This is a genomic window from Pseudoalteromonas amylolytica (assembly GCF_001854605.1).
GTDB classification, from domain to species: Bacteria; Pseudomonadota; Gammaproteobacteria; order Enterobacterales; family Alteromonadaceae; genus Pseudoalteromonas; species Pseudoalteromonas amylolytica.
The window spans coordinates 1,002,172-1,015,287 of the sequence record NZ_MKJU01000025.1 but is presented as its reverse complement, the minus strand read 5'-3'; the positions used below and the strand labels follow the sequence as shown (position 1 = coordinate 1,015,287).

Below are 13,116 nucleotides of genomic sequence, written 5' to 3'. Positions count from 1 at the left end.
TGTAGTGGCACAATAAATTTGGCCACCTGATTAGAGGTGATAGAATCACCATAACTGATTAGGTGCAAATATGACAAAAAGAACTCGTCCAACTTATTCTCCTGAATTTAGACTCGAAGTCGCTCAACAAGTCGTCGATGAACAACGCTCTGTTAGAGACGTTGCCGAGGCGATGGGATTAGGTAAATCCACTGTCGATAAGTGGGCACGCCAGCTAAAAGAAGAGCGTAACGGTAACCTCACTAGTGCGACTCCCCTGACCCCTGACCAACTTAAAATCCGCGAACTTGAGCGTAAACTCAAACGCCTAGAAGAGGACAATGAGATCCTAAAAAAGGCTTCAGCTCTCTTGATGCAGGACTCCATCAAAGGTTTGCGCTGATCCGCTCCCTTCAAGAGAGCTGGCCTGTGAAGCGTTTGTGTGCTGTATTTAAAGTACAGCGCAGTAGTTACCGATATTGGCGCGAAACACCACATACTATAGCGCCCGAGCGGCTACGTTTAATTGCCGAAATGAAACGTTGGTTTGGGCTAAGTCATGGCTCCGCAGGCCAACGAACCTTGGTTCAACTGCTCGCAAAGTCAGGCTTCAAAGCGAGCCGCTGGTTGGTGAGTAAGCTGATGAAACAAGAGGGATTGGTTAGTCGTCAAATGCCAACGCATAAGTATTCCAAGGCAGAAAAAGAGCACTTAAGCATACCTAATTTATTGAAAAGAGCATTTAGCACACAAGCACCAGATCAAGTTTGGTGTGGTGATGTTACCTATGTCTGGTGCGGTTCTCGTTGGCTATACCTGGCTGTTGTAATTGACCTTTACGCTCGCAAAGTTGTAGGTTGGGCAACATCAGCTCGACCGGACAGTGACCTAACGAAAAAAGCTTTAAGAATGGCTTATGAAAGCCGAGGTAACCCAAAGCGAGTGCTATTCCATAGTGATCAGGGCTGTCATTATACGAGCAAGAGCTTTCGTCAGTTACTCTGGCGTTATGGCATGAAGCAAAGTCTTTCACGCAGAGGAAACTGTTGGGATAATGCGCCAATGGAGCGCTTTTTTAGAAGTTTTAAAACAGAATGGATGCCTAGAGTGGGATATCGAAGTATGGCTGAGGCATCGGGAGCAATTTCGCAATATATAGTGGGTTATTACAATCGGTATCGACCTCACAAACACAATAATGGTTGCTCACCGATTATGAAAGAAAAGCAATACTGGGAAACTTATAACGAGGTGGCCAAAAAGTATTGACCACTACACATAATATAGAAATATAACAACAAGTGAAGATGAAGTAATAACGCATAAAAAGGAAAGGAAGATGAAAATATCAGTAATAATGGCGGTGCTTAGTGTATTGTTTTTGGCTGGGTGTAAATCTAATGATGCGTCTGATGGTGCTACAGCGCAGACAAAGAAAAAGGCGTATCACTGCGAACAGGCTACCAAACTGGGTTCTATGATATCAAGAACGCGTTGTATCACACACGCTGACAAAGAACGTGAAGAGCAAAAGAGTAAAGAAGCATTTAGAGATTCAAGAGCTAAGGCTCCGAGAATCCATAGTGGTGGTTGAATAACGGATTAACTGAATTAGTTCAGATTAATTATGCAATTACATACTTGCTTTTAGCTTAGCAAGTATAGAAAAGGGAAAGTGTAATACTTTCCCTTTTGGTGATTATTCCAAACCTTTTTTGGTGTAAAGCGTGACCTTATCAGAAACTAGCGTAATTTTGATGTGCTTATCTTCACCGCCCCAAGTACAGTTGGTATGCAGGGTTTTTTCTTCACATTCATCGGCAGAGCCTAAAATCGCTTCAACTTCAGCCTTATCCATGCCTACTTTTACTTTATTATAGTTTTCTAAATTAACTTTAGAGCATCCAACTAAAGTTAAAATAGCGGCGCTGATCAATAGTTTTTTCATAGATTTACCCGTTCTTAGTGTTTGTATTTTCTTATTTGAAAGATAATCCCCAATTTGGGATGATCTAAATAATGTATGTCTCCGCTGTATACACGTGTAAACTGCGACATTCGAGCTTTCTGTGTGTCTCCATCATCCATCAAATAACGTATATCAAGATTGCTGGTGACATAAAGATAATGCTTTACATGGATCTTTATTAAGCCTTCTAGTTGCCAGTGATCCTCATCAGCTTCGGTTTGAATGTTAAAGCGTTTATCTAGCAGACCAAGGTAGCCGTTTTGCTCGATGGTATCGAGAAATCTTTGGCTGACAGGCGACTTAAATCTTTTCCCTGCAAAGATTTTTATAAATGGTGCTTTCCGTTGGCTTTGTTCTGGAAAGCGCCAGCCAGTGTGAAGAATTGGTTTTAAACCTCGGCGTTGCAACTTTTTAAGCACATCTTCAAACTTTAGCTGCTGCTTAGACAAAAGGTAGATATTATCCATATGCTCTTGTGAGTCCGCGTAGGGAGACACAGGGAGCGTATCGTATCGCGCGATGTAGTCATGACTGGCATCGCACCCCCAAGAGTTACCTGCATTACTCATTTGTTGAATAAACGGGCGAGGGTCGAAATCTGGATCACCTTCTAAACACCGTTGTTGACCTTGTGTATTAAATCCTTCACTTAGCAGGTCCAATTGCCTTTTCCCTTCAATAGGTGGGTGAACCAGACTAAAGTCTTCTCTGAGTGAATCGGTAGGCTGTTGTTCAAAAGCTATCATTTCAACTTCAAACCAGCGCTCTGCATTCGCGTTTAGAGAGAGTGTTGATAGCCAAAATGTCAGCGTCAGATTTGTTATTAACTGCTTCATGCAACTGCCTTTTTGTGAAAGTCTTCAATCATAGCATTGATTAATTTCAAACGCTCTTGACCATTTTTTTCTTCTATCGCAAAGCGTAATTTATTTGCGCCTTCCATTTTGTAGACACGCGGGTTGCTTTGTATCAAAGCAATGATGAACGTTGGGTTAACTTTGGTTGTTGCGTTGAACTCAAAATAGCCACCTTTGGCATTTGCTTCTATTTTGCTGACCCCAATTTCACTTGCTTGGACTTTAAGCTCCTGTACTTTGAATAGGTTTTTCGCAGCGTCGGGTAGTAGTCCAAATCGGTCAATAAGCTCTACCTGTAGCTCGTCCAATTCTTGATTGCTTTTGGTACTGGCAATGCGTTTATACATGCTCAAGCGCATATTCACATCTGGAATATAATCATCTGGTAGTAATGCCGGAATTTTTAGATCAACGTCGGTATGTTGCTGCAATAGATTGTCTAATGTGGGTTCTTTGCCATCTTTGAGTGCCTGTACAGCCTGTTCAAGCATTTCCATGTACAAAGTAAAACCAACGGTTTGTATTTGCCCGCTTTGATCATCACCAAGCAATTCCCCAGCGCCTCGAATTTCAAGGTCGTGTGTTGCAAGCGCAAAACCCGCGCCGAGATCTTCAAGAGATTCGATAGCCTGTAGACGTTTAACAGCATCCTTGGTCAAAGTTTGGCTGTTTCTAGTGAGCAAGTATGCATACGCTTGGTGGTGGCTGCGACCAACACGTCCTCGCAGTTGGTGCATTTGCGCAAGCCCCAATTTGTCAGCTCTATCCATAATGATGGTATTGGCAGTGGGAATATCTATGCCGGTCTCAATGATAGTGGTACATACTAAAACATTATATTTTTGATGGTAAAACTCACTCATCAAATGTTCTAGTTCACGTTCTCGCATTTGTCCGTGAGCAATGGCAACACCGGCTTCAGGTACAAGCGCTGCAATATCGCTGGCGGTTTTGTCTATGGTTTCTACATTGTTATGTAAAAAATATACCTGACCACCGCGCTTGATTTCACGTAATATCGCTTCGCGGATCAGCTCATCATTTCGCTCTTTCACAAAAGTTTTCACTGCCAAACGTTTTGCTGGGGGCGTTGCAATAATAGATAGGTCGCGCATACCGCTCATGGCCATGTTAAGCGTACGAGGTATGGGCGTTGCCGTCAGGGTTAAGATATCCACATCAGCACGAAGCTGTTTGATTTTTTCTTTTTGGCGAACACCAAAACGATGTTCCTCATCTACAATCAGCAGGCCTAAGTCTTTAAACTTAATGTTTTCTTGAATAAGCTTGTGGGTGCCAATAACAATGTCTATCTGACCACTTTCAAGTTTATCTAGCGTATCCTTTTGTTCTTTAGCACTGTTAAAACGTGATAAAACTCCGACTTGAACAGGTAAATCTGCAAAGCGATCTTTGAAGTTTTCGTAATGTTGCTGGGCTAATAAAGTGGTCGGCACCAACACGGCTACTTGCTTATTATCGTTAATGGCCGCAAATGCGCCACGCATAGCCACTTCAGTTTTACCAAATCCAACATCACCACACACTAGACGGTCCATTGCTTGGTTTGACTGCATATCAGCTAACACGGCCTCGATGGCGTTACGTTGATCGTCAGTTTCTTCAAAAGGAAAACTATTTGCGAAGTCACGATATAGAGCACCATCTAGCTTAAACGCGTAGCCTGGCTTACTTTGACGCTTTGCATAAATATCAAGTAATTCAGCGGCAACATCCCTGACTTTTTCGGCAGCCCGACGCTTGGCTTTTTCCCATACATCGGAGCCAAGCTTGTGCAGCGGGGCTGTGGCTTCTTCACCTCCGGAATAACGACTGAGCATGTGTAGAGCTGAAACGGGCACATAGAGCTTAGCATCATTGGCGTAAGTGATAGTAACGAACTCTGTGGTGACACCAGCCGCATCAATAGTTTGCAAACCCAAATAACGACCAACACCATGATCCAGATGAACAATCGGTTGACCTTCTTTTAGTTCGGCAAGATTGCGTATCAGCGCATCTTGGCCTTGCTCGTATTTGTGTTTTCTGCGTCGGCGCTGAGATACCTTAACGCCCAACAGCTCTTGCTCAGTGATAATGCTCAGCGCAGGCTTGCTATCTTTACCTGAGAGAAACACGCTCTGTTCGAGTGGGCTTACGATTAGACCCACGTCTGTATTGCTTGCCATGAAGTCAGCAAAGCTCTCAAACTCTTTGAGTTTAAGGGCGGTAGGTTTGAGGAGGGTCAGTAGAGACTCTCGACGACCATCTGACTCTACACTAAAAATGATGCGTGCTTTTTGCTTTTTTTGCTCGGCAACATAACTAAGAATTTTGCTGTAAGGATCGCTCTGCTTATGATCGATACGAATATCGAGCAACTCATTTGCTGATAGGTTGGTGTGGCCTGCTTTGGTACCTAATTTAGCTTGGCTCAGTCGAATGCGACCATAGCGATTAAACTGACTATATAATTCTTCAATAGGTTGATAGAGTTTTACTGGCTCCAATAGTGGCCTTAAAGGGTCGACACGTCGATTTTCATAACGCTTTTCAACGTCTTGCCAAAAGCTTTGTGCAGCGTGTTCGATATCTCCAAGATGCATTATCGTGGTGTTATCTGGAAGGTAGTCGAAGATGGTTGCCAATTGCTCGTAAAATAGCGGTAAGTAATACTCGATACCAGCGGGCCAATTGCCTTTGGTCACTTGCATGTAAATAGAGTCTTTTTCGGCACTGGCGCCAAATGCCTCTCTATAACCCACGCGAAACCGTTCTATATCCGCGTCATTGGTTGGAAATTCATGCGCGGGAAGCAAGTCAATTTCATCAACTTTATCACTAGAGCGTTGTGTTTCAATATCAAACAAACGAATGCTGTCGAGTTCATCGTCGAAAAAGTCAAATCGATAGGGGTGTTCGCTGCCCATGGGGTATAAATCAACAATAGAGCCCCTTACTGCAAATTCACCGTGCTCCATCACTTGTTGTACATGTCGATAGCCAGATTCGCTCAAAGCAGACTTGAGTTGTTGTGCATCTATCACATCACCGACTTTGTACTTTAAGGCACTTCCATAGATGAATGCTGGCGGTGCTGTGCGAAGCATCAACGTGGATACGGGCACTATCAAGACACTGTTATTTTGTTGTTTTAGTGCATTGAGTGTCGCCAGACGCTGGGAAATGATGTCTTGGTGTGGTGAGAAGTGATCATATGGTAATGTTTCCCAATCGGGAAAAATCATCACAGAGCGCTTGGGTAGTAAATACCCAAGCTCAGTTTCTAAGCGCAGTGCACAAGGGGTATCTTGAGTAACGATCACAACCAGCTCTGGGTGCTTTGAAATGCCTTCGCTAAGCGCGACGCTCAAACCACTGCCGCTAAGCTGGCCCCAATGGATTTTATCTGTGGTGTTTTTTACCCAAGGTAATTCGCTCCAATGCGCAAACGCCATTGATCACTCCTGTTTCGTTATTATTTAGTCTCGATAGATTTTGCAAAGGTCTTGATACTGGTCAATACGGCGATCTCTTAGATACGGCCAAATACGACGAACCGATTCACTGCGGCCCTGATCAATCTCAACTACCAGTGTTTGTTCCTGTGTTTCACTACCATGAACCAGCATTTCACCTTGTGGGCCTGCAACGAATGAGTTGCCCCAAAATTGAATGCCTTCGCTTTGTGCGCTCGGGTCTTGTTCATGACCTACGCGGTTTACACTAATGACAGGTACTCCGTTGGCGACAGCGTGGGCGCGTTGAGAAATGATCCAAGCGTCGCGCTGGCGAATTTGTTCGTCCTGTTCATCTCTAGGATCCCAACCGATTGCGGTAGGGTAGATAAGTAGCTCAGCACCTGCCATGGCCATCAGTCTTGCAGCTTCAGGGAACCATTGATCCCAACAGACTAAAACACCTAATTTACCGACCGAAGTTTGAATGGGTGTAAAGCCTAAGTCACCTGGCGTAAAATAGAACTTTTCGTAAAATCCAGGATCGTCCGGAATATGCATCTTTCGGTATTTACCTGCAATTGTTCCATCACGCTCTAACACCACTGCGGTGTTGTGATACAAGCCAGTTGCGCGCTTTTCAAACAATGAAGTGACGATAACAATATCGAGCTCTTTGGCCAGTGCGCCATACATATCTGTACTCGGGCCAGGGACTGTTTCGGCCAAGTCAAATAAGTCGGTGTCTTCGGTTTGGCAAAAGTACAAGCTACGATGCAGCTCTTGTAGCACTACCAGTTTTGCGCCTTGTTTAGCTGCGTCGCGAATGCCTTGCACGGTTTTATCGGTGTTTTGCTCTAGGTTATTGCTGTTGGCGTGTTGTACCAAACCAACTTTAAGTAATTGTGAACTCATGGCTTCGTCCTATTTTAAAAAACCACGTGGTAACTGCATTGTAATGCAATGCAAGCTGCCGAATTGATGAATAATAGGCAAACAATTAATGCCAATAACGGTGTGCTGTGGATAGGCCTTTTGTATCTGAGCCAAGGCTAACGCATCGTGAGCATCATCATACACAGGTACTAACACTGTTGAATTAATGATCAGGTAATTCGCATAAGTTGCTGGTAACCTGTCGCCATCGTCGTCAAACACGGCTTTTGGCCATGGTAAAGCTATCAACTTGTATGCGTCACCCTCAGGTGTTCTAAAACTTTGTAACTGCTTTTCCATCAAATCAAGCGACTTACAATGCTCGTCATTCTGGTCGTCACATTTTACGTAGACTAAAGTATTGTTCGGTGCAAAACGAACCAAGGTATCGATATGGCTATCGGTATCGTCACCAGCTAGGTAGCCATGAGCAACCCATAAAAAATCACGTGCGCCAAGTTGCTCCTTGAGTAGCGACTCAATGCTTTGTTTATCGTGTTGTGGGTTTCGGTTTGGGTTTAGAAGGCACTCAGACGTTGTTAGCAAAGTGCCGTGCTCGTTAATTTCAACGCCACCACCTTCTAGTACAAAGTCAATTGCTTGGTATTGATTACTAGAGTCTGCCAATTCGTTGACCAACTTGGCATTGATAGCGTTATCTAGCTGCGCCTCAAACTTATTGCCCCAGCCATTAAAGATAAAGTCATTAATACACAATCGCCCTAGTTCATCGGAGCAGGTGAGGGGGCCGTGATCTCTTGCCCATGTGTCGTTACATGGGGTAACAACAAATCGTACTTTGGATAACTCGACATCCGCTTCGCTCAGTAGCGAGCTAATGTGTGTTTTTAACTGCTCATCGTGGGCAACGATCACAACATATTGTAACTGAGTAATGTGTTGACAAAGAGTAACATACACAGGTTCAACATCTGCGAGTATGCTCGCCCAGTCGGTATCTTTGTGTGGCCAAGTGAGCATCACAGCATCTTGTGGGGCCCATTCAGGTAGAAGTCTAAAGCTCATGATTAAACACTAATAAATAACTAAGCCGTTAGTTTATCATTGTGTCGTGAGCTGTCAGCTATTTTGTTCTTTATTCTGCTCTGATTGACGCTTTTTTAGCTGTCGAGTTTGGGCATGCAGACTTGCGCGTACCACCAACTCCTGATCTTCTTCACGGATTTTGGTAAACGCTATGGTGTGCTGGTGCTTGTCATCTTTGCTACTTTTTACATCGATAACTTCACAATAACAGTAGATAGCTGCGGCTTCTTGTCGTAAAAACAGTTTTGTTCTTAGTGCTGTGCCAACGGGGTATGTAACTTGAGATGTAAAGCGCAGCCCGCCGCCGCCATATGAATCACAGTAGATATTATCTTCATCGGGTTGTTCTGTGGCGAGAATATGACTCATTATGAGGTCAATTTTGCGAGATTGGGCCTGTAAAAACGCTGCCAGATCGGTCGCAATATCGCCTAAATTACGAAGTGGGCTGAGCATTTTGTGGTCAAGCTCTTTCATCTCGTTGGCAAGTTTAAACAATGCAGGAATTTTTGCCTCAAGTTCATCTAAGGTGCTGGGTACTTCATCAAGGTTTACCTCTTTGAGATTGACCTGATTGGCATCGTCTACCTGAAAGTACTGTTCAAAGTTTTCGAGAAGTTGTTGCTTATTCATAACACGACCATAGTGGTGTTTTATTTAATATTAACGGCTTAGCGCTAAAAACGCCATAGTATCAGCAGGACAAGACTAAAAAGTGCTTCTAAAATTGCAAAAATATTTGTATAAATACAGGTTTGTAATAATAATGTATTAAATTGTTGCTTAATGATTAATTTTTATAGGTGAGTTATATGGACATAATAGAAACAGATCCGAAGGCACTGACTGCCGCCTTATCCTTACCAGAGAGTCTAAAAATAAGAAATGCCACGGTCGCAGATGTAGCAGAAATGGCTCGGGTCACTCAAGCCAGTTGGCAGCTAGCGTTTAAGCCATTTTTACCTCAGGATGTGCTAGAAAGAGGTACGCAGGAATTCTTTCAGAAAATCTGGACATCCATTGTGAACAAGCCAAAAGATAATACCGCGCTGGTGATAAGCAACGGGCGTCATATAGTTGCTTGTGGTGCAAGTGGTAAGTATCGCACCGCTCATAACCCTGTTAGTAGGCGCGTGTGTAAATTAAAGGCTGGTGAGCTTTATCGTGGTTATGTGCTACCCGATCATCAAAATAAAGGCTTGGGTCAAGCATTGCTCAAAGCGCGTCTTCTTAAACTATATGAACAAGGGTATCAGCGAGCTTATACATGGATTTACGCCAAGAACACTCAAGCTCGCGCTTTTTATGAAAAGCACGGCGCGGTTAGTTTAGACAGTGCGTTAGGTTTGACGATGAATCGGTATCCATTTGAAGAAGTGTGTTATGGAATTGAAGTGAATAGTGTTTTTAATGACCTGTAATGAGGCGTGAGAAGAGCTCGGTGGAACGTCAATGTGAAGTTTATTTGTGTTGTGTTAGGAGTAAGATATCTCTTAGCGTAAGAAAGGAGTTTCGATAATTACGCAAAAACTGATGGAGTAGTATATAAGCTTCCATGTAAAGGTATATAAAGGTACTGAGCGTCTTGGTACGGTCAACTGGGACCCATATCTCACAGTATTAGAACAATAAGATAGAACAAACATAGTTTGCATATTAAGGCGGCCATTGTGAAGTGGCCGCCTTTTTAGTTTTACGCTAATCCTTCTTTGGTATCTACTTGCTCTTTTTTGTGTTGTTCAGCGATTTCATCAGCCAGCTCCTGCCTAGAGCGTTTTTCTGTCAGTTGACGGTTAGTCAGCCAGAAAAAGAATAAAGGCACGAAGAACACTGCAAGGAATGTGGCAGCCATCATACCACCCATAACACCTGTGCCTACGCTATGTCTCGCGCCAGCGCCAGCGCCTGAACTGAGCACAAGTGGTACAACGCCAAGGATAAATGCCAGTGAAGTCATAATAATAGGTCTGAACCTTAGTCGTGCCGCTTCTAATGCAGCTGCGCTGGTGCTCCAGCCTTGCTGATGTTTCATGAGCGCATATTCGACAATCAAAATGGCATTTTTACTGGCAAGTCCTAACAGGGTCACCAAACCAATTTGGAAATACACGTCGTTCGTTAATCCGGCAATCCATACCGATATTAATGCGCCAAATGTACCAAAGGGTAGGGCAAGTAACACTGAAAATGGTAATGACCAGCGTTCATAAAGTGCCGCTAGAATTAAAAAGACCATAATCACAGCCAGCCCCAAAGCAAGCCCCGTTGTGCCCGAGCTTTGCTTTTCCTGATAAGCAGAACCTGTCCAGTCATAACTCATGTCAGGCGGTAATACGCTACGAGCGATCCGCTCCATCTCCGCAATTGCTTGGCCAGAGCTGTATCCTGGTGCTGCTTCACCAAGCAGTTTAACTGCTGACAAGTTATTGTAACGTTCGAGGCTTTCGGGACCGCGACTGTATTTAATGTCAGTAAACGCTGAGATAGGTACCATATCGCCTTGATTATTCTTTACATAAATACGGCCTACGTCCTCAGGTGTCATTCTAAATTCAGCTTCAGCGGAAAGTAGTACCTGCCAAGCTCGGCCAAATTTATTGAAGTCATTTACGTAATAAGTACCTAGGTTGGCAGCCAATGCATTGAAAGCACTGTTGATGTTGACACCCATTGCTCTTGCTTGCTCTCGGTCCATATGAACTTTTAGCTGTGGTGCATCGGGGCGCCATAGCGTTTGTAAACTGGCAAGCACGGGGCTTTTTTGTGCTTCGTTCATCAACAACTGCATACCTTGTTTTAGCTTTTCAGGCCCGCCGGCTCCTTTATTTTGTAGGTAAACCTCAAAACCACCCGTGTTTCCGAGGCCAAAAATAGGAGGTGGGTTGAATGCAAGTACCAGTGCTTCGTTGATATGCGCGGTTTTCATGTAAAGCTCACCAACTAAAGATTTTGCCTCTACTTCACGCTCATCCCAATGTTTTTGCGTAACAAACAACGTAGCAGCACTGTTTTTGTAGCCATTACCAATGAAGTCGAAACCAGTGAAAGCAACAACGTTCTCATTGGCAGGGTTTGACTGAATCGCGGTGATGACTTCATCAACCACTTCAGCGGTGCGCTCTAAAGATGAACCATCGGGTAAGAAGATAGCCGAAATATAGAAGCCCTGATCTTCATCTGGAACCAAGGAGCTCGGGGTGCTTTTCCACAAGATGCCAGTGACGCTTATCATGGTTGCAACAAGAATAAAGCCGAGCAAACCGCGTCTAACCATAAAACTAACCGCACTGACATAGCGACCTGTGATCTTGGCAAAGAACTCGTTGAACCAGACAAAGAATCCTGCGGTTTGTTTGTGTTCATGTTTTAAAATGAGAACACACAGTGCAGGGGTCATAGTGAGTGCGACTACACCCGACAAGCTCACTGAAATAGAGATGGTGATTGCAAATTGTCTAAATAGCTCGCCAGTGAGGCCACCCAGAAAGGCAATCGGTACAAACACCGAGCAAAGTACTAGAACGATCGCAACTACAGGGCCGCTGACTTCTTGCATCGCTTGAATGGCCGCTTCACGCGCACTGACATGTTTTTCATGCATGATACGTTCGACATTTTCCAAGACAACAATTGCATCATCGACCACGATACCGATTGATAATACCATTCCAAACAAGGTCAGAGTATTAATAGAGTAACCTAGCATATACATACCAGCGAACGTGCCAAGCAGGGAGACAGGCACTGCTAATGTCGGGATCAAAGTGGCGCGCCAGTTTTGCAAAAATAGATAAACGACTAAAAACACCAAAACCATTGCTTCGACAAGGGTGATTAGAACTTCGCGGATGGAAACCTCTACAAAGCGAGTGGTGTCATAAGCATTTAGGTGTGACAGTCCAATTGGAAACTGGGTTTTGAGTTCTTCAATGGTTTGGTTAACTTGAGCGGCGACATCCAGCGCGTTAGCACCTGGCTGTAAAAAGATACCGAGTAACACCGCTTGTTTACCGTTGATGGTACCAGCAAAGTTGTAATCTTTAGAGCCTAGTTCTACACGGGCGATGTCTTTCAAACGTAGATTAGAACCATCAGGGTTTACGCGGATCAAGATATCTTCAAACTCTTCAGCACTTGATAAGCGCCCTTGTGCGGTGACACTGTATACTAATTCCTGTGCATGCTTTGAGGTAGGCGTTGCGCCTATTTGGCCCGCTGCATATTGAGAGTTTTGTTCCCTTATTGCGCCGCTCACTTCTTCGACGGTAACGCCCAACTGGCTCATAATATCTGGACGTAGCCAGATACGCATAGCATAGTCTTTGGCACCAAAAATTTGCACGTTTGTTGTGCCTGGGATGCGCTTTATTTTATCCAATACGTTCATGGTGACATAGTTAGAAGTCCATAAACTGGTGCGCGAGTTGTCAGGCGAGTAAAAGGCATGTACTTGTAAAAAGCTAGAAGAACCCTTGGCAACAACCACGCCTTGTCTGCGAGTCTCTTCTGGCAATCTTGCTTCAACTTGCTTTACGCGATTATTAACGTTAACAGCGGCTTGGTCCACATCTGTGCCAATCTCAAATGTTACCATGATGGTGGTAACGCCTGAACTGGTACTGGTGGAACTCATGTACATCATGCCTTCAACGCCTGTGATGGCATTTTCGATAGGTGCAGCTACCGTTTGTTCTAATACCTCAGCGGATGCCCCCGGATAGACGGCGGTCACTTGTACAACAGGAGGGGCGATTTCAGGATATTGAGCGACAGGTAGGCTTCGCATCGCCGCCAAACCCGCCAAAACAATGACGATAGATATGACAAAGGCAAAGATTGGCCTGTCTATAAAAAAGCGAGAAAACATACG

At 44.2% G+C, this 13,116-nt stretch carries 10 protein-coding genes; 3 read left to right on the top strand and 7 right to left on the bottom strand.

The features are described 5' to 3' along the window. Window positions 1-70: 70 nt before the first annotated feature. Both BET10_RS10850 and BET10_RS10845 read left to right on the top strand, forming a co-directional pair. Window positions 71-1,248, top strand: a protein-coding gene (locus BET10_RS10850; RefSeq protein WP_096348924.1) for an IS3 family transposase whose coding sequence is annotated in 2 segments (ribosomal slippage) — window positions 71-329 and window positions 329-1,248 — 1,179 coding nt in all. Because the reading frame shifts where the segments join, the coding sequence is not laid out codon by codon here. Window positions 1,249-1,318: 70 nt separating this feature from the next. Further along, window positions 1,319-1,573 (top strand): hypothetical protein, encoded by a 255-nt coding sequence (locus BET10_RS10845; RefSeq protein ID WP_070985563.1) that lies wholly within the window; start codon window positions 1,319-1,321, stop codon window positions 1,571-1,573. 105 nt (window positions 1,574-1,678) lie between these two features. On the opposite strand, the gene BET10_RS10840 is transcribed toward BET10_RS10845, so the two are convergent. The 6 genes from BET10_RS10840 to BET10_RS10815 are packed head-to-tail and all read right to left on the bottom strand — an operon-like array spanning window position 1,679 to window position 8,879. Continuing rightward, on the bottom strand, window positions 1,679-1,927 hold the full coding sequence (locus BET10_RS10840) for a DUF3862 domain-containing protein (RefSeq protein ID WP_070985562.1): 249 nt from the start codon (window positions 1,925-1,927) through the stop codon (window positions 1,679-1,681). A gap of 14 nt (window positions 1,928-1,941) precedes the next feature. Continuing rightward, window positions 1,942-2,784: a CsiV family protein gene (locus BET10_RS10835; protein WP_070985561.1), complete on the bottom strand. Its 843-nt coding sequence runs from the start codon at window positions 2,782-2,784 to the stop codon at window positions 1,942-1,944. Continuing rightward, the gene (gene mfd, locus BET10_RS10830) at window positions 2,781-6,263 is read right to left on the bottom strand and encodes a transcription-repair coupling factor (RefSeq protein ID WP_070985560.1); all 3,483 of its coding nucleotides are present in this window, start codon (window positions 6,261-6,263) and stop codon (window positions 2,781-2,783) included. The genes BET10_RS10835 and mfd overlap by 4 nt, the downstream gene beginning before the upstream one ends. Before the next feature lie 24 nt (window positions 6,264-6,287). After that, window positions 6,288-7,178, bottom strand: coding sequence for a carbon-nitrogen hydrolase (locus tag BET10_RS10825; RefSeq protein WP_070985559.1), 891 nt, complete (start codon window positions 7,176-7,178; stop codon window positions 6,288-6,290). Window positions 7,179-7,187: 9 nt separating this feature from the next. After that, a complete protein-coding gene (locus BET10_RS10820) occupies window positions 7,188-8,225 on the bottom strand; it encodes an agmatine deiminase family protein (RefSeq protein WP_070985558.1) in 1,038 nt (345 codons plus the stop codon). Between the two features lie 54 nt (window positions 8,226-8,279). Then, window positions 8,280-8,879 (bottom strand): PilZ domain-containing protein, encoded by a 600-nt coding sequence (locus BET10_RS10815; RefSeq protein WP_070985557.1) that lies wholly within the window; start codon window positions 8,877-8,879, stop codon window positions 8,280-8,282. 179 nt (window positions 8,880-9,058) lie between these two features. Here BET10_RS10815 and BET10_RS10810 point away from each other — a divergent pair, with 179 nt between their 5' ends. Then, on the top strand, window positions 9,059-9,667 hold the full coding sequence (locus BET10_RS10810; RefSeq protein WP_070985556.1) for a GNAT family N-acetyltransferase: 609 nt from the start codon (window positions 9,059-9,061) through the stop codon (window positions 9,665-9,667). Window positions 9,668-9,939: 272 nt separating this feature from the next. On the opposite strand, the gene BET10_RS10805 is transcribed toward BET10_RS10810, so the two are convergent. After that, complete coding sequence (locus tag BET10_RS10805; RefSeq protein WP_070985555.1) at window positions 9,940-13,113, bottom strand: efflux RND transporter permease subunit; 3,174 nt, start codon at window positions 13,111-13,113, stop codon at window positions 9,940-9,942. Window positions 13,114-13,116 lie beyond the last annotated feature (3 nt).

Bases quoted from the DNA above. Each gene is read 5' to 3' on its own strand.
- BET10_RS10820 (WP_070985558.1), bottom strand. From the start codon at position 8,225: ATGAGCTTTAGACTTCTACCTGAATGGGCCCCACAAGATGCTGTGATG.
- BET10_RS10845 (WP_070985563.1), top strand. From the start codon at position 1,319: ATGAAAATATCAGTAATAATGGCGGTGCTTAGTGTATTGTTTTTGGCT.
- BET10_RS10825 (WP_070985559.1), bottom strand. From the start codon at position 7,178: ATGAGTTCACAATTACTTAAAGTTGGTTTGGTACAACACGCCAACAGC.
- BET10_RS10810 (WP_070985556.1), top strand. From the start codon at position 9,059: ATGGACATAATAGAAACAGATCCGAAGGCACTGACTGCCGCCTTATCC.
- BET10_RS10835 (WP_070985561.1), bottom strand. From the start codon at position 2,784: ATGAAGCAGTTAATAACAAATCTGACGCTGACATTTTGGCTATCAACA.
- mfd (WP_070985560.1), bottom strand. From the start codon at position 6,263: ATGGCGTTTGCGCATTGGAGCGAATTACCTTGGGTAAAAAACACCACA.
- BET10_RS10815 (WP_070985557.1), bottom strand. From the start codon at position 8,879: ATGAATAAGCAACAACTTCTCGAAAACTTTGAACAGTACTTTCAGGTA.
- BET10_RS10805 (WP_070985555.1), bottom strand. From the start codon at position 13,113: ATGTTTTCTCGCTTTTTTATAGACAGGCCAATCTTTGCCTTTGTCATA.
- BET10_RS10840 (WP_070985562.1), bottom strand. From the start codon at position 1,927: ATGAAAAAACTATTGATCAGCGCCGCTATTTTAACTTTAGTTGGATGC.